18 protein-coding genes and 1 pseudogene are annotated in these 21,539 nt (G+C 63.8%); 6 read left to right on the top strand and 13 right to left on the bottom strand.

Annotated elements, in window-relative coordinates; all coding sequences use genetic code 11:
- Positions 1-92 precede the first annotated feature (92 nt).
- The 6 genes from AC1Q6X_RS02485 to AC1Q6X_RS02510 all read right to left on the bottom strand — a co-directional run bounded on the left by AC1Q6X_RS02485 (position 93) and on the right by AC1Q6X_RS02510 (position 7,727).
- Positions 93-491 (bottom strand): MAPEG family protein, encoded by a 399-nt coding sequence (locus AC1Q6X_RS02485; protein ID WP_070221081.1) that lies wholly within the window; start codon positions 489-491, stop codon positions 93-95.
- A gap of 48 nt (positions 492-539) precedes the next feature.
- On the bottom strand, positions 540-3,938 hold the full coding sequence (locus AC1Q6X_RS02490; protein ID WP_492494855.1) for a hybrid sensor histidine kinase/response regulator: 3,399 nt from the start codon (positions 3,936-3,938) through the stop codon (positions 540-542).
- Positions 3,935-5,059, bottom strand: a complete 1,125-nt coding sequence (locus AC1Q6X_RS02495) for a hybrid sensor histidine kinase/response regulator (RefSeq protein ID WP_492494857.1) — start codon at positions 5,057-5,059, stop codon at positions 3,935-3,937. The genes AC1Q6X_RS02490 and AC1Q6X_RS02495 overlap by 4 nt, the downstream gene beginning before the upstream one ends.
- Positions 5,060-5,165: 106 nt before the next feature.
- Positions 5,166-5,774, bottom strand: a complete 609-nt coding sequence (locus tag AC1Q6X_RS02500; RefSeq protein ID WP_492494859.1) for a chemotaxis protein CheB — start codon at positions 5,772-5,774, stop codon at positions 5,166-5,168.
- A 1-nt stretch (position 5,775) separates the two neighbouring features.
- Complete coding sequence (locus AC1Q6X_RS02505) at positions 5,776-6,600, bottom strand: CheR family methyltransferase (protein WP_200899269.1); 825 nt, start codon at positions 6,598-6,600, stop codon at positions 5,776-5,778.
- A 140-nt stretch (positions 6,601-6,740) separates the two neighbouring features.
- Positions 6,741-7,727, bottom strand: a complete 987-nt coding sequence (locus AC1Q6X_RS02510; RefSeq protein WP_492494861.1) for an aldo/keto reductase — start codon at positions 7,725-7,727, stop codon at positions 6,741-6,743.
- A gap of 89 nt (positions 7,728-7,816) precedes the next feature.
- On the opposite strand from AC1Q6X_RS02510, the gene AC1Q6X_RS02515 reads away from it, so the two are divergent.
- Together AC1Q6X_RS02515 and AC1Q6X_RS02520 are read left to right on the top strand one after the other, a co-directional pair.
- On the top strand, positions 7,817-8,707 hold the full coding sequence (locus AC1Q6X_RS02515; protein ID WP_492494863.1) for a LysR family transcriptional regulator: 891 nt from the start codon (positions 7,817-7,819) through the stop codon (positions 8,705-8,707).
- 67 nt (positions 8,708-8,774) lie between these two features.
- The gene (locus tag AC1Q6X_RS02520; protein WP_492494889.1) at positions 8,775-9,284 is read left to right on the top strand and encodes a GAF domain-containing protein; all 510 of its coding nucleotides are present in this window, start codon (positions 8,775-8,777) and stop codon (positions 9,282-9,284) included.
- On the opposite strand, the gene AC1Q6X_RS02525 is transcribed toward AC1Q6X_RS02520, so the two are convergent.
- Positions 9,285-9,872 carry an O-methyltransferase gene (locus AC1Q6X_RS02525; protein WP_230505731.1) on the bottom strand — a complete coding sequence of 196 codons (588 nt, stop codon included), beginning with the start codon at positions 9,870-9,872 and terminating at the stop codon, positions 9,285-9,287. It lies immediately after the preceding gene.
- 38 nt (positions 9,873-9,910) lie between these two features.
- Positions 9,911-10,801 (bottom strand): DMT family transporter, encoded by an 891-nt coding sequence (locus tag AC1Q6X_RS02530; protein WP_492494865.1) that lies wholly within the window; start codon positions 10,799-10,801, stop codon positions 9,911-9,913.
- 101 nt (positions 10,802-10,902) lie between these two features.
- Here AC1Q6X_RS02530 and AC1Q6X_RS02535 point away from each other — a divergent pair, with 101 nt between their 5' ends.
- Both AC1Q6X_RS02535 and AC1Q6X_RS02540 read left to right on the top strand, forming a co-directional pair.
- Entirely contained in the window at positions 10,903-11,682 is a 780-nt protein-coding gene (locus tag AC1Q6X_RS02535) for an AraC family transcriptional regulator (RefSeq protein WP_492417713.1), read from the top strand.
- 81 nt (positions 11,683-11,763) lie between these two features.
- Positions 11,764-14,226 carry a tetratricopeptide repeat protein gene (locus tag AC1Q6X_RS02540; RefSeq protein ID WP_492494868.1) on the top strand — a complete coding sequence of 821 codons (2,463 nt, stop codon included), beginning with the start codon at positions 11,764-11,766 and terminating at the stop codon, positions 14,224-14,226.
- On the opposite strand, the gene AC1Q6X_RS02545 is transcribed toward AC1Q6X_RS02540, so the two are convergent.
- The 4 genes from AC1Q6X_RS02545 to AC1Q6X_RS02560 are packed head-to-tail and all read right to left on the bottom strand — an operon-like array spanning position 14,223 to position 16,754.
- Entirely contained in the window at positions 14,223-14,870 is a 648-nt protein-coding gene (locus AC1Q6X_RS02545) for an FABP family protein (protein ID WP_070221060.1), read from the bottom strand. The genes AC1Q6X_RS02540 and AC1Q6X_RS02545 overlap by 4 nt on opposite strands.
- Positions 14,871-14,926: 56 nt before the next feature.
- On the bottom strand, positions 14,927-15,331 hold the full coding sequence (locus AC1Q6X_RS02550) for a hypothetical protein (protein WP_070221058.1): 405 nt from the start codon (positions 15,329-15,331) through the stop codon (positions 14,927-14,929).
- Positions 15,332-15,333: 2 nt separating this feature from the next.
- Positions 15,334-16,137 (bottom strand): type I methionyl aminopeptidase, encoded by an 804-nt coding sequence (gene map / locus AC1Q6X_RS02555; protein ID WP_070260327.1) that lies wholly within the window; start codon positions 16,135-16,137, stop codon positions 15,334-15,336.
- Between the two features lie 17 nt (positions 16,138-16,154).
- The gene (locus AC1Q6X_RS02560) at positions 16,155-16,754 is read right to left on the bottom strand and encodes a TetR/AcrR family transcriptional regulator (RefSeq protein WP_070291842.1); all 600 of its coding nucleotides are present in this window, start codon (positions 16,752-16,754) and stop codon (positions 16,155-16,157) included.
- A 113-nt stretch (positions 16,755-16,867) separates the two neighbouring features.
- Between AC1Q6X_RS02560 and AC1Q6X_RS02565 the strand changes: the two genes are divergently transcribed.
- Both AC1Q6X_RS02565 and AC1Q6X_RS02570 read left to right on the top strand, forming a co-directional pair.
- On the top strand, positions 16,868-18,382 hold the full coding sequence (locus tag AC1Q6X_RS02565; RefSeq protein ID WP_152281250.1) for an AMP nucleosidase: 1,515 nt from the start codon (positions 16,868-16,870) through the stop codon (positions 18,380-18,382).
- A gap of 431 nt (positions 18,383-18,813) precedes the next feature.
- Positions 18,814-21,336, top strand: coding sequence for a TonB-dependent receptor (locus AC1Q6X_RS02570; RefSeq protein ID WP_070312843.1), 2,523 nt, complete (start codon positions 18,814-18,816; stop codon positions 21,334-21,336).
- 98 nt (positions 21,337-21,434) lie between these two features.
- Here AC1Q6X_RS02570 and AC1Q6X_RS02575 read toward each other — a convergent pair.
- A pseudogene (locus AC1Q6X_RS02575) lies at positions 21,435-21,539 on the bottom strand (IS1595 family transposase); the annotation flags it as partial.

The raw sequence follows: 21,539 nt of genomic DNA on the forward strand, positions 1-21,539 counted from the left end.
TCACATGCCGGCGCCAATTGCCAGCTTGCCGCCACTTTACGGCCGGGTCTGGCGTACGACCATAGGACGGCTGCTACAGCCAGCGTAGGATTTCAGGAAGCGAACAGGATGGCCCAGAACAGCATCAGCAGCCCGGCTATCGACACGCACCACACGAGCGTGCGCACGACGGGCACGCCGAACGCGTACAGGGGCAGATACAGTACGCGCGCGGCCAGATACAGGGCGGCGCCGTACAAGGTCAGTGCGCTTTCCTGCGCCGTCACGTGGGCGATCAGCACGGCGGCGGCGAACAGGGGCAGGGTTTCGAACAGGTTTGCCTGGGCACGCCGCAAACGGCCCGTGATCTTGCCCACGGGCGGTCCGTCGCCGTCGCGCGCGCTCACGTTATAGGCCGTGCCTGTTTCGCGCGTGCGGAACAGCGCGGGCAGCAGGATTTGCACCAGCGCCAGCACCAGGGTACCGGCCAGCATCGTCAGTTCAGGGGTCATGCCTTACCTCTAGGTGTGAGACGGGCGGGCCGAAGCGGCGCGTGCCCGTCAAGGTTGGTCGAGTGCCGCTTGCAACTCCATCAAATCATAGGGCTTGCGCAAGACACTGGCGGAAAAACCCAGTTCATCCATCGATTCCTTGCCATAGCCCGTGGAAAAGATGATGCGCATGGCCGGTTTATCGCGCAGGACCATGCGCGCCAGCGCGATGCCGGACATGCCGGGCAGGCTGACATCGGTAAACAGGATATCGAAGTCTTGCTCGTTGAGCAATTTCCACGCCGCCTCGCCATCGGATACGCCGCTGACCGTATGGCCCAGCATGCCCACCAGTTCGCACACCATCAGCTGCGAATCGAGGTTGTCTTCCACCACAAGTATTTTCATCGATGTCGGCATGTCCCCCTGTGGTTCCGGAGCATGGCCCGTCAAGTCCAGTCCCGGCGTGTCACTTCCCAGCACGCTGGCCGCCGCGCTGCCGGTCGGCAGGATGCCGGCCACCGGCGCGCCGGACCGTTCAAACTGGCGCGCACGCATTTGCTGCTGGCGGTTGGCCAGCACATGGCGCAGCTTGCGCGCCAGCTCTTCGCGCCGGTACGGCTTGCTGAGCAATTCCACTCCCGCGTCGAGACGCCCCTCATGCACGATGACATCCTGCGCGTAGCCCGACGTAAACAAGACGGCGATATCGGGCTGCAACTCGCGCGCCTGGCGCGCCATCTCCGTGCTGCTGACGGGACCGGGCATGATGACGTCCGTAAACAGCAAGTCGATCTGCGCGCCGCTATGCAGCACGGCCAGCGCGCTTTCGCCATCCTCGGCCTTGAGTACCTTGTAGCCCAGCGCGCCCAGCATATCGACCACGGTGGTGCGCACGCCCACGTCGTCTTCCACTACCAGCACGGTTTCCGTGCCGCCCGTGACGACGCCGCTCAATTCCAGTTCCTCGTCCGCTTCGGCCATCAGGGAACGGGGCAAATAGATTTTGACTCCCGTGCCCACGCCAGGTTCACTGTAAATGCGGATATGGCCGCGGCTTTGCGTGACGAAGCCATACGCCATCGACAGGCCCAGGCCCGTGCCCGCGCCTTCCGGCTTGGTGGTGAAGAACGGCTCGAACGCGCGCTGCAGCACGGCGCCGCTCATGCCGCGGCCCGTGTCCGTCACCGACAGCATCACGTACTGGCCCGCCGGCACGTCGACCAGATTGTGCACATACTGTTCGTCGAGCACGACGTTGCCCAGTTCGATCGTCAGCTTGCCCACGCCATCCATGGCGTCGCGCGCATTGATGGCCAGGTTGAGGATGACGTTCTCGATCTGGCTGCGGTCGACCAGAGTATTCCACAGCCCGCCGCCGCCCACCAGCACGATGTCGATCGCTTCGCCCAGCGCGCGCCGCAGCAGCGCATCCATGTTGCGCACCACGCGGGCCAGGTCGGCCACCACGGGTTTCAACGGTTGACGCCGCGCAAAGGCCAGCAGGTGCGACGACAATTTGGCGCCTCGCTCGACGGCGGCAATCGCCGTGTCCAGGCGCTGGCGCATGAGGCCATCCGTGCCCGCCAGATGCTGCAGCAAGTGCAAATTGCCGGAAATAATTTGCAGCACATTATTGAAATCGTGCGCGATGCCGCCCGTCAACTGGCCCACGGCTTCCATCTTTTGCGCCTGGCGCAACGCGTCTTCGGCCTTGGTGCGCTCACCGACTTCCTGTTCGACCCGGTGCTCGAGCGTTTCGTTCAATTCATGCAGCGCTTTTTCCACACGGCGCCGGTCCGTGATGTCCGTCTTGACGGCGATCAGGGAACGCGTATGACCCTGCTCATCGACGAGGCGGCTGACATTGCTCGACACCCACACTTGCGTGCCGTCGGGCTTCAGGTAGCGCTTTTCCAGCGAAAACGACTCGCCCGTTTCCACCAGACGCTGGAACAGCACGTTGTTGCCGGGCACGTCCGCCGGATGCATGATGTCGTTCATGTTCAGGCTCAGCAGTTCCTCGGCGGAACGCCCCAGCATGCAGCACAGGGCACCGTTGACCCTCTGGAAACTGCCATCGAGGCCCAGCTCGGACAAGCCCACCGAGGCCTGGCCGAAAATGGCCGCCATGCGCTCCTGGCTGGCGTTGAGTTCGTCCTCGATCTGGCGCCGCTCCGTCACGTCGAACGACACGCCCACGTAGCGGCGCTGGCCCGGCATGCGGCCGGCCACCACCTCGCCCTGGCGCGCGATCCAGCGCAGCGCGCCATCGGCGGGGCGGCGGATGCGGTACTCGACGTATTCGAGGGGATTGGGCGCGACGTCAAGCTTGCTCGGTCCGACCTTTTGCTGGTCGCGCGCATCAACCAGGCTCACCAGCAGGCGTTCCGTCACTTCCACCTCGTCGGCAATGCCCCACAGGCGGCGGAACGTGGGCGACACCACCATCGCGCCCGTCTCGGGGAACCATTCGAAGGTGCCGATGCCGCCCGCCTGCTGGGCCAGGCGCAGCCGCTCCTCGCCTTCCATCCGTTCGGTCACGTCGATGCCTTCGACGAGGATGCCCGTCACCACGCCCTCTTCATCCTTGATGGGCTGGTACACGAAATCGATCTGGCGCTGGCCCGTCTGCCCGTCCGCCGCCTGCAAGTCCACCTTCACCTGGCGCCCCTCGTAAGGTTCGCCCGTGCGGTAGACCTGGTCGAGCAGCTCGATGAAACCTTGCTCCTTGACTTCAGGCAAGGCCGCTTCGACTGTCTTGCCCAGCACATCGCGGTGCCCCACCAGACGCAGATAATGCTCGTTCGCCAATTCGAACACGTGCTGCTGCCCGCGCAGCAGGGCCATGAAACTCGGCGCCTGCTGGAACAGGGCGCGCAGCAGCGCCCGCTCCTCGCCCAGGCGGCGGTTGGCCGCGCGCACGGCCTCGCTCTCGGCCTGCAAGGTGGTGTTGAGTTGGCCCAGCTCGGCCGTGGCCAGCTTCAGCTTGCGCCCCTCCTCCATGCGCGCCGTCAATTCCAGCGCCGTGCACAGCACGCCGTCGACCTGGCCGCCGGCGCCATGCACGGGCGTGTAGAACAGGTCGAAACAGACGTCCGTGCGCTGTCCGCCGCGCAACAGCGGCAAACAGCATTCGCGGTGCACCTGCGTCTCGCCGCGCAGTCCCGCTTCGAGGATGCGCGCGTTCCAGTCCCAGATTTCCGGCCAGATGCCCGGCACCGTGCCGCCCAGCGCCGCCGGATGGCGCTCGCCGGCGATCTGGATGTAGTCGTCGTTGTAAATCATGACGTGCTGCGGGCCCCACATCAGCACCATCGCCATGGGCGAATTGAGCACGATGTCGACGCTGGTGCGCAGATGGGCGGGCCAGCCATCGACGGCGCCCAGGCTGGTGGCGGACCAGTCGCGCTGGCGCACCAGTTCCCCCATGCTGCCGCCGCCGCGCGGCCAGGCTGGCGCGCTCATGTCGCCCGTCCCGCTTGCACGCACACCTGGCACTGGCGCGGAATGCGCACGGTCGCCAGCGTGCCCTGCGCGGCCGTCGAACTGAGCTCGAGCGTGCCGCCATGGGCCTTGACGAACATGTTTGCCGTGTACAGGCCCAGTCCCAGGCCCTGCCCCGTCCGGCGCTTCTCGCCCGCCTGCTGGAACGGTTCGAACAGGGTCGGCAGCAAGGTGGCGGGAATGACGCCACGATTGGCGATGCGCAATTCAATACTGCCGGCGTCCCGTCCGTCGAGGGCCAGTTGCACGGGCGCGCCCGGCTCGCCATGCGTGATGGCATTGTTTAACAGATTCGAGATGACTTGCGACAGCAAGCCCGCGTCGCATTGCCCGTGCAGCTCGCCCACGCTGCTGACCTCGACCAGCGGCGCCTGACCGGCCGTCTCGCATTCCTCGACGATGGCGCGCGCCAGCGCCAGGTAATCGTGCATGCTGCCGCGCAATTCCATCGTGCCGGAACGGATGCGCGCCAGGTCCAGCAACTGGTCGACCATGCGCGCCATGCGCTTGGCGCTGCTTTCGATGCGCTGCGCCGTGACGATCACCTTCGGGTGGTCGCTCATCATCGGCAACAGCATGGCGCCGTTCATCACCACCGACAAGGGCGTGCGCAAGTCGTGACCCAGCACGGCCGTGAACAGTTCATTCAGGTGCAGCGCATGCTTGAGTTCGTCGAGCTGGGCCGACAATTCGCGTTTCTGCTGGTAGAGCTGCACCAGCACCGCCACCTTGCTTTGCAAGGCTTTCACGTCGATGGGCTTGTAGAGAAAGTCGACGGCGCCCGCCTCGTAGCCGCGGAAACTGTAGCTCGGCTCGCGCGACGCGGCCGTGAGGAAAATCAGGGGGATGCTGCGGGTGCGCTCGCTGCCGCGTATCAGCTCGGCCAGCTCGAAACCATCCATCTGCGGCATTTGCACGTCGATCAGGGCCAGCGCCACTTCATGCGTCAACAGCAGTTCCAGCGCTTCCGCGCCCGAGCTGGCCTTCAGGATGACAATGCCGGGCCGCGCCAGCACGGCTTCGGCGGCGACCAGGTTTTGCGCGATGTCGTCAACGACGAGGATATGAATAGGGGCGGTCACGGAATCATCTTCAGGCATCGCAACGGCAAGACGCCATCGTGTTTCGATATGGACATAAACATTGTTTCAATTCTCACATATATTACACGCACTACACTATTCCCATTCACTTCTGTTCGCCATCGCCGAGCAATGCCAGGCTGGCAGCCATTTGCGGCAAATCGAGCACGCGGTCGGCGCCGGCCAGCTTGAGCGCGGCGGCCGGCATGATGCCACAACTGGCCCGCTGCGGGTCTTGCACCCAGGCGCTGCCGCCCAGCTGCCGCACGCGCGCCAGGCCCGCCGCGCCGTCGGCCGAGGCGCCCGTCAGGATGATGGCCAGCATGGCGCGCCGGTAGGCATACGCGGCCGTTTCCAGCAAGACATCGATCGATGGGCGTGAAAAATACACTGGCGCTTCCTGCGACAGGGAAAAACAGCCATCGGGCTCGACTTGCAGGTGGTAGTCGGGCGGCGCGAAATACACGACGCCGGGTTGCAGCGGTTCCTTGTCCTGCGCTTCGCGCAAGGGCAGCTGACAACGTTCCGCGTACAACTGCGGCAACTGGCTCGAGCGGCCCGGCGCCAGGTGCAGCACCACCACCACGGCCGCGCGGCAGGTGGCGGGCAAGGCGCGCAGCACGATGCCCAGCGCTTCCACGCCGCCGGCCGAAGCGCCGATGGCGATCAGGCGCAGGCCGGCCGGCGGTGGCGCGACGTCGGAGCTCGGCAGCATGTCAGGCACGCTGGAAGATGCGTTCGGCCGGGCTCAGCTCGTTAAAGCTGTCCGCATGACGGCTGAAATGCAGGCTTTCCTTCATGCCCAGACCCAGGAAGCCCCGGTTCACCAGCGCTTCGTGGAACAGGCCCAGGCTGCGGTCCTGCAAATCTTTATTGAAATAAATCATCACGTTACGGCAGGAAACCATGTGCACCTCCGAAAACACGCTGTCCGTCGCCAGGCTGTGGTCGGCGAAGACGAACTGGCGCCGCAAGCGCCGGTCAAAGATGGCGCCCTTGTAGGCGGCCGTGTAATAGTCGGACAGCGAGCGCTTGCCGCCCGCCAGCTGATAATTCTCGCTGAACTGGGCGATGCGCTCGACCGGATAGATACCCGCTTCCGCGGCAGCCAGCGCTTCCACATTGATGTCGGTCGCATAAATCATGCTGCGCTCGAGCAAGCCTTCCTCTTCCAGCAAGATGGCCAGCGACCACACCTCTTCGCCGCTGCTGCAGCCGGCCACCCAGATCTTGATCGAGGGATAGGTGTGCAGGATGGGCACGACTTTTTCGCGCAAGGCGCGGAAATACGCGGGATCGCGGAACATCTCGCTCACCTGCACCGTAAAAAATTGCAGCATCTGCGCGAACATGGCCGGCTCGTGCAAGATGCGGTCCTGCAATTGCGACAGGCTGGCGCAGCCGAAGCGCTCCATGGCCTGACGCATGCGCCGGCGCAGGGAGGCCACGGAATAATCGCGGAAATCGTGCTGATAGCGCAGCAATATTCCCTCAAGCAATAATTTCAGTTCTATATCGAAAATATCGTCATCTAACAACATCCACCTCATCGGATACCTGACCGTTGAACACGGTGCAACACGCACCGTGCAGTCACTGCCAAATGCTAGCAGATCGTCGCCGATTATCCCGCAGGAAAAGCGTCAGTTAGGTACGCTGGCGTACGCTAGAGCCACTTTTTTCAGGCATCCAAGCCCTTCATGCCTTCCTCCGTATAGCGCGCGCCCGCCGCCATGCCCAGGGGAAAGGCCGCGTTCATCGCCGCCAGCTCCGCCCCGTCCAGCCGCACGGCCAGCGCGCCGAGGTTGTCGTGCAGGTAGGCGATGCGCTTGGTGCCGGGGATGGGAATGATGTCGTCGCCTTGCGCCAGCAGCCAGGCCAGCGCCAGCTGGGCCGGCGTGCAGCCTTTGGCGCGCGCGATGTCCCTGACCTGCGCGACGATGGCCTGGTTATGCGCCAGGTTGTCGGCGGCAAAACGGGGATTGAAGTGGCGGAAATCTCCCGCGTCGAGACTGGCCGCATCGGCGATGGCGCCCGTCAGGAAACCGCGCCCCAGCGGGCTGTAGGCAAAGAAACTGGCGCCCACGTCGCGGCAGGCGGCCAGTACGCCCTGCTCCGGCTCGCGTGTCCACAGCGAGTATTCGCTCTGCACGGCGGCCACGGGGCAAATCGCCGCCGCGCGCCGCAAAGTGGCGGCGCTCACTTCGCACAGGCCCACGGCGCGAATTTTTCCTTCTTGCCGCAGTTGCGCCAGCGCTCCCATCGACTCTGCCAAAGGGGTATCGAGATTCAGGCGGTGCAGGTAAAACAGGTCGATGCTCTCCACGCCCAGGCGCGCCAGCGACGCTTCGCACGCCTGGCGGATGTAGGCGGGGGAATTGTCGACGCGGCGCGCATAGCTGCCCGGCTCGCGCGCCAGGCCGCACTTGGTGGCGACCAGCGCCTGGCCTGGGTGGCGCGCCAGGAAACGTCCCAGCAATTGCTCGTTGTGGCCAAAACCGTAGGCGTCTGCCGTGTCAAACAGGGTCACGCCCGCCGCCAGGGCCGCTTCCAGGGTGGCCATCGATTGCGCCTCGTCCGTGGCGCCATAAAATTCCGACATGCCCATGCAGCCCAGGCCCAGTGCCGAACTGTTCAAGCCGCTATTACCGATCCGTCGTTGTTGCATGCTGCTCTCCTCATGTGTTGACTCAATGCAGCCAGTCTAGACCGCGCCGGCTGACGGGGGAATGCGCGATTTCGTGATACCTTTCTGGTATGAGAGCCCTCGACACCCACGCCCTGACCCTGTTTTGCGCCGTTGCCCGTTGCCTGAACTTTCGCCAGGCGGCCGAGCAATTGCACATGACCCAGCCGCCCTTGTCGCGCGCCATCAAGACACTGGAAGAAAAACTGGGCGCGCGCCTGTTCGAGCGCGACACGCAGGGCGTGGCCTTGACGCAGGCGGGCCGCACCCTGCTGCCGCAGGCACTGCACATCCTCGACTTGCTGGAGACGGCGCAAACGTCGCTGCAGCGCGATGCCGCCCCCGCACGCCTGCGCCTGGGCCTGACCAGCTCCGTGGCGGCCGGCCTGTTCCGCCCGCTGCTGGCGGCGCTGGAGGCGCAACTGGGCAGTGTCCGGCTGGAACTGACGGCGGCGCCGTCGCCGCGCCTGGTGGCTGGCGTGCGCAAGGGCCAGCTCGACGCGGCGCTGCTCGCTTTACCCAGCGCCACGTTCGAGCTGGCCGTGCAGCCGCTGGCGCGCCAGCCCATGATGCTGGCCCTGCCCGCCGGGCACCGGCTGGCGAAGAAGCGCAAGCTCAGTCTGACCGACATCGCGGCAGAATCGATTTACTGGTTCGAACGGGCGCGCCAGCCCGCCTTCTTCGATCATTGCCAGCAAGTGTTTCGCCGCCATGGCTTCGCGCCCGCCTTCCTGCGCGAAGCGCCCGACCACCATGTGCTGCTCGGCGACGTGGCGGCCGGCAAGGGCATGGCGCTGCTGGCCGACTCGTTCCGCGCGCTGCGCCTCGCTGGCGTGGCCTACCGGCCATTGGCGGAGGGCGAGGAATTGGCGGCCGGCATCGGCCTGGCCTGGCGGGAAGAGCACGGCCATGCGGCCCTGCCCCTGCTGCGCCGGCTGGCGCAACAACATCTGACAAAGTGAAGGCTGCGCGCGGATGCGCCAGACGCGCTACCATAGCGCCTTCCCCATTTTGCGCCCCACCACGACCATGACGTTTCCCCTCAACGACGCCGCCTACGCCACCGATACCCCCGCCGCCAAGCAAGCCATGTATGCGGACCTGCGTTCGCAGCTGCAAAGCTTGCTGTCGGGCGAAACCGACTTCATCGCCAATACGGCCAACTTCAGTTCGCTGGTCTTCCACACGATGCCGGGCCTGAACTGGGCCGGCTTTTATTTCCTCAAGGGCGAGGAACTGGTGCTGGGACCGTTCCAGGGCAAGCCGGCCTGCATCCGCATCAAGAAGGGCCGCGGCGTATGCGGCACCACCGTGGTCGAAGGCAAGTCCATCGTCGTGCAGGACGTGCACGCTTTTCCCGGCCACATCGCCTGCGACGTCAATTCCCGTTCGGAACTGGTCGTGCCCGTGTTTGCGAATGGCCAGATCGTCGGCGTGTTCGACCTCGACAGTCCTTTGACCGGCCGTTTCGATGACGTCGACGCGCAAGGCGTCGAATCGCTGGTGCGCGTGCTGGAAGCGGCTATCGTCGCTGAATAATCAGTTGCCGGACTTGACGGCGATGAATTCGCCCTTGCCGACAGTCGCCAGGCACGTCGTGTAGCGGCTGTCGGCGCGGATGGCGTCAAGGAACTGCGCCATGTCCGCGTAGTGCGAACTGGCGTTGTCGACCACCAGCACGCCGCCCGCCGCCAGCACCCGGTCCAGCTGCGGCCACCATTGTGCATATTGCTGGCGCGCGGAATCGAGGAAGATGAAATCGTAGGCGCCGTCCGCCGCATCGCGCAGCACGTCGCCCGCGTCCGCCAGCAGCTGACCGATCACGCCTTGCAATTGCGCGCGCACAAAGTTGTCGTGCGCCATGTCGAACTTGTCCTGCGCCTTTTCCACCGTCACCACGCTGCCGCCCAGCGCCTGCGCCGCACGCGCCAGCCACAGGGTCGAGTAACCGTTCGAGGTGCCGATTTCCAGCAGCCGGCGCGCGCCGCGCGCGTGCACGAGCACGGCCAGCAATTCGCCCGTGTCGCGCGTGATGTTGAGCATGCGGCTGGCGCGTTCCGTGTGCGCCGCATCGTTGCTGCTGCCGAAGGCTTCGAGTTCGCTCAACAGGGTATCAATGTCCGGCATGGTGGCTCCTTGTGAAAAACACCAGCATAGCAAAAAAACTAGGCGCTGGCGCGGCGCAGGGGGCGCTTCAGGGTTTGCACCATCACCACGCCCAGCAGGGTCACGCCGCCGCCGATCACATCGTAGCTGTGCAAGGTTTCACCGAGAAACAGCATGGCGATGATCACCGTGAACACGGGCAGCAGATTCATCAGGGTGGTGGCGCGGCTGGGGCCCAGCTTGGCCAGGCCATGCATCCACAAAAACGGCGCGATGATCGATGCGGGGATGCCGGCGAACAGCACCAGCGGCAAGCCGGCGCCCGTGACGGGCGGCGCCGACTGGCTCAGGTAATACACGAACAGCACGGGCACGGCGCACCAGACCTGGATCAGCAATGAGTGCCAGTTATTCAGGGGAATCTTCCAGCGCTTGAGCAGCACGCCGTAGCCCGCATACGACAGGCAGGCCAGCAGCATCAGGGCGTCGCCCAAGGCCGCGCCATGGGCGATCAGGGCGGCCGGGTCGCCATGGCTGAGCAGGTAGCCAAGTCCCAGCAAGGACACGATGCCGCCGAACACGCCGCCCACGGTAGGCGCCTCCTTCAGCACCAGCACGGACAGGCCCACGGCCAGCAGCGGCATCATCGACGCGAGGATGCCCATGTTGGTGGCCGTCGTCGTCTGTGCGGCGATGTAGGCAAGGCACTGGTACATGACCATGCCCAACATGCCCAGCACAAACAGTTTGCCCAGATACGGTGTCACCACGGCCCGCTGCTTCCACACGGCGCGTCCAAACACGAGCGCCAGCAGCACGCCGGCCAGCAGCCAGCGGAAGAACGAGATGGCGGCCGGATCGATCACGCCCACGGCCAGCTTGCTGACGATGGTATTGATGGCCCAGATCATCACGGCGATCACGGGAAACAGATAATGCTTGGCTTGCATGCGGCGGACTCCAGATTTCAATACCGCCATTTTCGCATGGTCTGATTCCATGGATATAATGCATATCGGACAATCGATGCGAAGAACAGGACAAAGACACCATGGCCAGCAACCAGCATTTCCCCGCAGTTTCCGACGCCCTGCCCTACCCCGTGTACTTTCGCCTCGACGATTATCACGCGCACCAGCAGTTCGATTACCAGAGCCATCCATGGGGCCAGCTCACCTATTGTTCCACGGGCGTGATGGAAATCATGGTGGCGGGCCAGCGCTATCTGTCGCCGCCCCAGTACGCCGTGTGGATACCGCCCGAGACCCTGCACGACGGTTATATCCGCCAGGACGTCGTGTTTCACTCCGCCTACATCGATGCCAGCCTGTGCGCGCAGCTGCCGGCCCAGCCGTGCGCGCTGGTATTGAGTCCCCTGCTCAAAGCCATCCTCGGCGACTTCGCCGACAGAAACGTCACCACGCCCGCCACCGCAGCCGACCAGCGCCTGGCGCAAGTGCTGGTCGACCAGCTGCAGCTGGCGCCGTGCAGCCGCAACTACCTGCCCGGGAGCGACGAGCCCGTCATCGCAGCCTTGCTGGCGGCCCTGCAGGCGGAGCCGGGAAGTAACCGCTCACTGGCCGAGTGGGCCGCGCAATTGCACGTCACGGAGCGCACCCTGGCGCGCCGCTGCCAGCGCGAACTGGGCATGCCGTTCGGCGAATGGCGCCAGCGCCAGCGCTTCCTGGCCGCCCTGCCCCTGCTGGAACAGGGAGAAACCGTGCAGGCGATCGCGCTGGAACTGGGCTACAGCACGGCCTCCGCCTTCATCGCCATGTTCCGCCGCCAGAGCGGCGGCACGCCGGACCAGTTCCGCCGCAGGCTGCGCTGAAAAAGCGGCTCCGCTTTGTCATGCTTTGTCATATGAGGATGCTAAAATTCAAACATCTTTCCAGAGAGCAAAAGGACGCGCATGAACCCCAGCACCGACACGGCCCATGAAACCCCAGGCAGCGAGGATACGCCGCAGGTGACAGAGACGGCCGTGGCGGCGCCAGCGCCCATCAAGCTCGGCAAGGAAGACATCCCCACCGTATTGGGCAAGCTGCGCACGCTGGTGCAGGACAAGACGCGTTTCGAGCCGCACGACATCACGCCGCTGGGCGAGGAAGACGTGCTGCAGGATTTTTCCCTGCAAGCCAATTACGCGCTCGAGGCGCGCTTCGAGCAGCGCGTGATCAATGGCTATTTCACGCCCTCGGGCAATGACTGCCGCTGTGGCTCCCACGAGGTGGGAGCGCTCGCTCACGCGCAGGAAAAGGAACGGCTGCGCCGCGCGGCGGGCAAGCTCGACGCTGCCCTGCGCCAGGCGGGCCAGGCCTACAACGCCATCGAAGCGGGCGCCTACCTGCCGCACGCCGTCAAGTACTGGCACCTCGATACGTGCGTCCCCTGTTCGGGCAAAGGCCGCATCGGCTGCCACACCTGCCACGGCGCGACGACGGAAACATGCTGGAACTGCCACGGCGGGCGCACCGTCAGCTGCGACGCTTACGGCTGCTACGGCAGCGGCAAGGTGTCGTGCTCGTATTGCAGCGGCAGCGGCACCGTGTCCGAGCAAGTCACCGATTACATCACGGTGCAAGTGCCCACTACCACCTACAGCAACGGCAGCTCGCACACGAGCTACCACAGCGAAACGCGCACGCAATACCGCACCAAGCATCGCAATTGCTACCATTGCAGCTACGGCAAGGTCACGTGCAACACCTGCCACGGTTCCGGCAACATCAATTGCGGCACTTGCCGCGCCAGCGGCAAGGTCACGTGCCGCACCTGCAGCGGCGTGGGCGACTTGCGCTGCAACCCGTGCGACGGCTCCGGCAAGGTGGGCACGGCGGCCTGGGTCGACGTGCATGTGACGCCCGGCTACAGCGTCAGCCTGCCCAAGCAGGCGCCCGATGACGCGCGCCGCATCCGCGACAAGGAGAGCGTGCACTCACTGGCGGCCATTGCCAGCAGTTTGAGCCTGGCGAAAGTGAGCATTTACAATGAAGACCAGCCGCAGGAAGTCGACGCCCTGTATGCGGCCAAGCTGCGCATCGTGCGCCTGGACGCATCGTGCAACGCAGAAAAACACCACCTGGTGGCATACGGCACGGACTTGCGCTGGCTGACGCTGGACGACATCGTGGAAAAACTGCTGCGCGGCGACCTCAAGGCGCTCAGCGATGCGCTGGCCGGCAGCGCCGACGACGGCCTGTTCTCGGCCCACGTGCAGGGGCTATTGACGCCGCTGCGCGACGTGGCCGCCTCGGAGCTGAATGCGGACGTGATCGAGTCTGTCCTCAGCGGCGACGCGGACCACGCCCACGTCGATGTCGTCTCCGCCGACTATGCCAACAATGTGCGCACCTGCGTGCTCGGCGCCCTGCGCCAGGTCTACACGCGGCTGGCCAAGCAATTCTGGTGGAAAAGCGCGCTGGCCGCGCTGGCCGCCGCCATCGCCGCCTGGTTCTTCGCCGGGCGCGGCGCGGCCGCCATCGCCGGCTTGCTCATCACGGGCGCCGGCTACTGGCTGTTCAACCGCAAGGTGAAAAGCGTGCTGAGCGAAGCGCTGGGCGGCCAGCAGCAGGCCGAACGCGCCATGGGCATCGCCGGCAAGGGACGCCGCAACCAGCTGGCGCAAGTGCTGATCCTCGCGCCCGCCAGCGTGGCCGTGCTGGCCGCCAGCTATGGCTTGCCCGTGCGCGTGCGCCCCGCTGCGCCGCCGCAGCAGGCGGCCATGGCCTCGGCGCCCGTTACGCCCCATGCACCGGCCGCCGTGCCGCCGGACGCAAGTGCCGCCAAGGCCGTCAAGCTGTACGAAAATGGCGACAAGGCACAGGCGCTGGCCATGCTGGAAAGCCTGGTCGGCAAGGGCGACGCGGGCGCGTATGGTCTGTATGGCTGGATGCTGCTGATGGGCGAAGGCAAGCCCGGCCCCGTCACGGCGCCGACGGCGCAGCAGCGCGAAGCGCGCCAGGTGGCCGCCAAGCCCCTGGTCGGCAAGGGCTTGCTGAAGAACGACAGTTATGCGCTGACGGCGAAGGGCGTGATGCTGGCCGAAGGCTGGCAGGAACCACGCAACATGGCGCGCGGGCTCGACCTGCTGAAACAGGCCGCGAACAAGGGCAATGCGCAAGCGATGCACTTATTGGGCCTGTACCACGTGCGCGGCTACCAGATTCCCGTCAACCACAAGGAAGCGCGCAAATGGTTCACCCTGGCCGCCGACAAGGGCAGCGCAGGCGACATCTACAACCTGGGACTGATGGACTGGGAAGGCGCCGGATTGAAACGCCCGGACCGCGCCAGCGCCATGCAGCGCTGGAAGATCGCTGCCGCCATGGGCGAGGAACGCGCGATCAAGGCCGTCGCCCAGGGACAGCCTTAAGCGGCTGCCGCCAGCGCCTGCAAGGCCATCGGGTTCGGCGTGGGCTCACCGATTTTCGTCAGCAGGTTGCGGTCCGTGTGGTGGAACGGTTCGTCCTTGCCGCGGATCAGCATGACCGTGTCTTCATCGTAGCCCCACGTGCCGTCGGCGTGGATATCGACCTTGATCCGGTATTCGACGGTGGTGAACGCGTGTTCGAGGAAGGGGTTCGAGCAGATGCCGTAGGCCGTCGAATCGCGCTTGGCCACCAGTTCGAAACTGGTGGCGTCCGCCGTCGTCGTACCGGACGCCATGGCGATCTGGCCGCGCGGGATGGCCAGGGTCTGGATCACGGCGCCCGTGGCCGGCTCCCACAGCCAGTAGCCGACCTGCTCATGATAGGTTTTCACTTGATCCGGCTTGGTGATGTGGATGTAGTAGCGCAAGCCGTAGAACAGTTGCGGGCCGTTGGTGACGGGGTCGATCGGCTGCAGTTCGATGCGTTCGACGAAGGCCTGCTTGCGCGGACCGTCCGCTTTCGGCTTGACGTCCAGGCCGCGCGTGCCCGTCCAGATGCCGGCCATGCCGGTCAGGGGCCCCAGGTTGTTCAGGGTATGCACGTCGGCGGACGGCTCGGTGTAGATATCTTCGGGAAAATCGCTCATGCGGAAGTCTTCAAAATGGGGCAACAGTGCTTGCCGCCATTGTAAGACGCAGGCCGCTATCTGGGAAAGAGCGCGATGTGGCGTTCGACGAACAGCAAGGCTGCAGCGGCCAGCTCGGGGCGCTGCGTTTCGAACACGGCCGCATCGCGCGTTTGCAGCAGATTGGCTGCCGCCTCGGGCAGGCCCAATTCGCCGGCGACGAACGCCGCCACCGCGTCGATATTCGCGTACAGGGCGCTGTCGAAGCCTTCCCAGTCCACGTAGGCCAGCCACTCGGCCAGGGTCAGCACTTGGGCGACGGGCGGCGCCAGGGCTGCGATGCGTTCAGAACGCAGCACGCTGTCGTCGCGGATGCCTTCCTGCTGCAGGACGGCCAGCGCCACCTGCTGCAGCGCGTCTTCGGGATCGTGCCGGTATTTGTTCAGCAGGCGCTGCGTCAGGCTGGTACTGGCCGCATCCATGCTCAGACCAGCGGCTCGGTCGAACCGGTCAGGGTAAAGATCTCAAAGCCCGTTTCCGTCACGGCCAGCGAATGCTCGAACTGCGCCGACAGCGAACGGTCTTTCGTCACCGTCGTCCATTTGTCGGGCAAGACCTTGACCTGGTAGCTGCCCACGTTGAGCATCGGTTCGATCGTGAAAATCATGCCTGGTTCGAGCACGATGCCCGTGCCGGCGCGGCCGTAGTGCAGCACTTGCGGCGTGTCGTGGAAGACCTGGCCCACGCCATGGCCGCAGAAGTCGCGCACGGAGGAAAAGCCCTGTGCCTTGGCCACCGCCTCGATGGCGGCGCCCACGTCGCCCAGGGTCGCGCCCGGACGCACGGTGTGGATGCCGGCCATCATGGCGTCATACGCCGTGTTGACGAGGCGGTTGGCCAGGATGGACACGGCGCCCACCTTGAAGGTGCGGCTGGTATCGCCGAACCAGCCGTTGAATTTCGGGGTCACGTCGATGTTCAGGATGTCGCCCACTTTCAGGATCTTGGTCTCGGACGGGATGCCGTGCGTGACGACGTGATTGACGGAGATGCAGCTGGCGTGCTTGTAGCCGTGGTAGTCGATGGTGCCGGGGATGGCGCCAGCGGCGCGCATGAATTCCTCGCACAGGGCGTCGAGCTTGGCCGTCGACACGCCCGGTTTGACGAAAGGCGCGATGTAGTCGAGCGTGTCGGCGGCGATGCGGCCGGCCGCACGCATGCCGATAAAACCCTCTTCATCGTGCAGCGGGATTTTCTTGCCGTGTTCAAGCTGGGTGGAATAGCGCATGGGGATTCTTTTCTTTGTCAGTGTGTGATGGTTTGGGTCGCCCAGCCGCGCACGGCGTCGTGCGAGGCGCGCAGCATGGCGTCGACGCTGGCCGGTATCGGCCGCTCCTGGGTCAGGTAGGGCTTGACGACGGCCACGGGCGCGTCGATCAGCACGAATTTGAGCAGCATGTGATCGAGGTCCAGCTCCGTGGTGGCGGGCATGGCTTCGGCGCAGCGCACAAAGCAGGCGTCGAGCGCCGCCTGTTCCTCTTCGACGGCGGCCAGCAATTGCTCGCTGAGGCCACTGCTGAAATCGGGGCTGTCCGCGCATTGCAGCAGGAAGCGCGCGTACACGGGCTTGCGCCGGCACCAGTCCAGCAAGCCGTGCACGCCGGCCCAGGTGTCGCCGCCGAGCCAGCGGCTGGCCACTTCCTCGCGGAAGTCGCTTTTCACGCGCAGCCAAGCGCGCGCCAGGATGGCGTTGCGCGAATCGAAGCGGTGATACACGGAGCCGATGGGCGCGCCGGCCTTGACGGCGATGGCAGCCATCGACACGGCGCCCACGCCGCACTGGGCGGCGACGGCGATCGCGCTGTCGATGAAGTTGTTTTCGTTGAATTTGGCTAGTCTGACCATTCAAATAGAATACAGATTCTATTTGAATTCGTCAAGCGCCCCCGACATGCGCCAACATGAGTTGCCCTGCTGCCTTACAATGGTATGCACGAACCGCTACAAGGAGAATCCGCTTGCTTACGCCCCCCTTCATCGCCTCCTCCCGCTTCGACGATCCACGCCTGGCGCTGGAACAGGTGCAAGCCATTTACCGCAGCAGCATCGAACACCTGCGCGACGCGCTGCAGCGCTTTGTCGCCGGCGAAGACATGCACGAGCGCGTGCGCGCCTGCTACCCCTTCGTACGCATCCAGACCGACACCGTGGCGCGCGCCGACTCGCCGCTGGCCTACGGTTTTGTCGCCGGCCCCGGCGTGTTTGAAACCACGCTGACGCGCCCTGACCTGTTCGGCGATTACTATCTGGACCAGTTCACCCTGCTGCTGAAAAACCATAACAGCGGCCAGAAAGTGCACCTGGAAGTGGGCGTCAGCGCCCAGCCCATTCCCGTGCATTTCTCGTTCGCCGAGCATGACCATATCGAAGGCAATATGGATGCGGGCCGCCGCCTGGCCATGCGCGACCTGTTCGACCTGCCCGACCTGTCGGCCATGGACGACGGCATCGCCAACGGCACGCACGAACCGGCGCACGGCGAAGCGCAGCCCCTGTCGCTGTTCACGGGCCCGCGCGTCGACTATTCGCTGCAGCGCCTGCGCCACTACAGCGGCACCTCGCCGCAGCATTTCCAGAACTTCGTCCTGTTTACCAATTACCAGTTCTATATCGACGAATTCATCCGCCTGGGCCACGCCATGATGGACCGCGCGCCCGATGCGCAAGCGCCCTCGGACGACGACGGCTACGTCGCCTTTGTCGAACCGGGCAACGTGGTCACGCGCCGGGTCGGCCAGACGGTCGAAAGCGAGGATGCGCTGGGCGCCGCCCCGCCGCGCCTGCCGCAGATGCCCGCCTATCACCTGCTGCGCGCGGACGGCAGCGGCATCACCATGGTCAATATCGGTGTCGGTCCGGCCAACGCCAAGACCATCACCGACCATATCGCCGTGCTGCGCCCGCACGCCTGGCTGATGCTCGGTCATTGCGCGGGCCTGCGCACCACGCAAAGCCTGGGCGACTACGTGCTGGCGCACGCGTATGTGCGCGAAGACCACGTGCTCGACGAAGACTTGCCGCTATGGGTGCCGATCCCGCCGCTGGCGGAAATCCAGCAGGCGCTGCAAACGGCGGTGGCGGAGATCACCCAGCTGACGGGGCATGACTTGAAACACATCATGCGCACGGGGACCGTGGCCAGCACGGACAACCGCAACTGGGAACTGCTGCCGCAGCGCACGCCGGAGCGCCGCTTCAGCCAGAGCCGCGCCATCGCGCTGGACATGGAAAGCGCGACGATCGCCGCCAACGGCTTCCGTTTCCGCGTCCCGTACGGCACCCTGCTGTGCGTGAGCGACAAGCCGCTGCACGGCGAAATCAAGCTGCCCGGCATGGCCAATCACTTCTACCGCGAACGGGTCGACCAGCATCTGCGCATCGGCATCCGCGCCGTGGAACTGCTGCGCCGCCAGGGCGTGGACCGCCTGCACAGCCGAAAATTGCGCAGTTTTGCGGAGGTGGCGTTTCAATAAGCGCGCTTCCCCGTCATGCCGGCCGCCCTCCACGGGCGGTTTTTTTTGCCCGTGGCGCTGACGCAATGCGGCGGGCAATCGTCGCAACGACACTATAAAACGTCACAAAAAAACAACAGATGTCTAGATCGGCATTATAAAAAAACAAAACTATCCACGCTTTTTTTGCCAATGGGGAAATTAAATTTATTTAACAATTGAAATTTAATGATTTCCTGCCATACACAAATCAAATTCATCCAGCGTCATTCTTCGAAGAGAGAATCCATACGCAAAAAGCAGAGCCGTCTTGACAGCCCAAGGCGAAAAATGGTCTGATGAATTGTAAATTTAAGCTGCTAAATTTATAAACATGGTAATTTTGAAAATACTTTCAAATAGCTAAATAAAAACCCTAAGGAAACTAAAGTTTCCTAGTTGGAGGATGGACAATGATTGAAAAGAAATTAAGCAAATCCTTGCGCATGATGTTTGCCGGCACTTTGGTCATGAGCGCAGGCTTCATGCATCAGGCCGCTCAAGCGCAGGAAGCCAAGGCTGACGAGAAATTGCAGCGCGTGGTCGTCACCGGTTCCGCCATCAAGCGCGTGGATGCCGAAACGGCCGCACCGGTGGAGATTTACACCAAAAAAGATATCGAGCGCACGGGCGCCACCAGCGTTGCCGAATTGGTCAAGAATCTGGCCTCGATCGACATCAATGATCAAGGCGAGCTGAGCGCCAACTCGCCTTCCGGTTCCGGCACCACCAACATCAAGATGCGCGGCTTGAGCGAACGCAACGTGCTGATCCTGTTGAACGGCCGCCGCCTGCCAACCAATGCGCTGGCTGACGGCTCCGGCGCCGGTGCCGCTGTCGACGTCAACGCTATCCCGCTGAGCGCGCTGGAACGCATTGAAATCCTGAAGGACGGCGGATCCGCCATTTATGGCGCCGATGCGGTGGCCGGCGTGATGAACTTCATCACCAAAAAGAACTACCAGGGCCTGGAAGCGAAGACCAGCTATGGTCAAAGCTCGCGCTCGGACGCCAAGGAAAAGACGGCCAACCTCGTGTACGGTTTTGGCGACTACGACACCCAGGGCTTCAACGTACTGGCCACGGTCGACGTGTTCAAGCGCGATCCGATCTACCGCAAGGACCGCGACCTGACCCGTTCGGCCGACTTCCGCCGCTTTGGCGGCCCGGATGGCCGCAGCGGCTTCCATCCTAGCGGCAATATCGCCGGCGGCGGCACCCTGGTGCCATGCCCACCGGACGATTTGAGCAACGGCTCCTGCCGTTTCGACGTCAACAAGACCTTGCTGACCTCGACCAACGGCGCCGACCGCGTCAGCGGCATGCTGATCGGCAGCCTGAAAATCAGCGACAACATCCGCGCGTTCGCGGAATTTACCTATTCCGAAAGCAAGGATGACTTCGAAGCCCAGGCTGCTCCGGGCAACTTCGTAGTCAATGGCAAGACCGTTGCCGGCCGCTTTATGCAAATGGGTCCTCGCAAGACCAACCGCAAGGGCACAATGACCCAGTTCTCGACGGGCCTGGAAGGCACGACGCGCGGCATCGACTGGGACGTCGCCATCGGCAAGGGCGTAAGCAAGGCCACCAACCGCGATTCGAACTACGCACATTACGATCTGTTCAACGAAGCGATCGAGAATGGTTCGATCGACCCGACCCGCACCGACAACCCGCAAGCCGCCGTCGACAAGATTCGCCTGACGCCTACGCGCGCCGGCAAATCGGAACTGACCTTCTTCAACGCCAAGGCCTCGGCGCCGATCATGGACCTGGCTGGCGGTGCGATGGCCTACGCCGTCGGCGTGTCGTACAACAAGGAAACGCTGAGCGACCAGCCCGACCAGAACCAGATCGATGGCCTGGTCTTCGGCAGCATCCAGCAAGCCTCCGTGAAGGCGGACCGCAATTCCAAGGGCATCTTCGGCGAACTGTCGATTCCCTTCCTGAAAAACGTCGAAGCTCAGGTCGCCTTGCGCTATGACGACATCTCGAATGTCGGCAGCAAGACCAGCCCGAAACTGGCTTTGCGCTACCAGCCGCTGAACAACCTGATGTTCCGCGGTTCGTATGCAGGCAGCTACCTGGCGCCATCGCTGAAACAGATGTATGGCGGCGTCGATGCCGGTGCCTATACGACGAACGACAAGGAAATCTGCAATGCCTTCCCTTCGATTTCCGGCAATTGCACCAACTTCTCCTACTACCAGGTCTCCGGCTCCAACAAGGACTTGAAACCTGAAACGGGCAAGACCTATAACCTGGGCGTGGTGTTCTCGCCAGTGAACTCGCTGACGGTCAGCATCGATTACTTCAAGATCGACAAGAAGAACGAGATCGGTACCCTGACGGAAACCAAGGCGATCGAGCGCGGCAACGTCGAAATCAAGAATGGCGACGCGCGCATCCTGCTGAACAACCAGAACCTGGCTACCACCGAAGTACGCGGTTTCGATACGGACGTACGCTACACCTCGCCGCAAACGATGTTCGGCAAGTTCACGATCCGCAATGCGTCCACCGTCTACACCCGCATGGAAACGCAGGATACGGAAACGGATCCGGTGCAAAGCACGCTGAAGACGTTCATGAACCCGAAATACCGCAACACGTTTACTGCGAGCCTGGAAAAGGACAATATGTCCGGCTCCCTGGTCATTCGCACGACGGGCGACATGATCGACTCTGACAAGCGCCGCGAAGAAATCAAGCCGGGCACCCGCACGATTCCTTCGCACACGGAAGTCGATCTGACGGGCCAGTACGTGGCGATGCAAAACCTGACCTTCACGGCCGGCATCAAGAACCTGTTCGACAAAATGCCACCGTTTAGCGCAATGGGCGCGGGTAACCAGTACGGCACCCTGGGCTTTGCTCAGCTGTACAACGTGCGCGGCCGTTACTTCTACATCGGCGCAGGCTACAAGTTCATGTAATGTAGCGCAATCCCCGGCAGCCTGAAATGGCTGCCGGTACTGCCCCCGAAAGCCGCACGAGAGTGCGGCTTTTTTCATGCCCGGCAGACGAAAAAAAGCTATGTCACCGTCAAATGTGGGAACTCGCCCAGTGTTGCCTTCAATAATGTTTCTGGGGAGCGGATGCGCCCGGCGTCCAGTATCCAGCGCCACCCCAGGTAATT

The organism is Janthinobacterium sp. GW823-FHT06H09 (assembly GCF_058794735.1).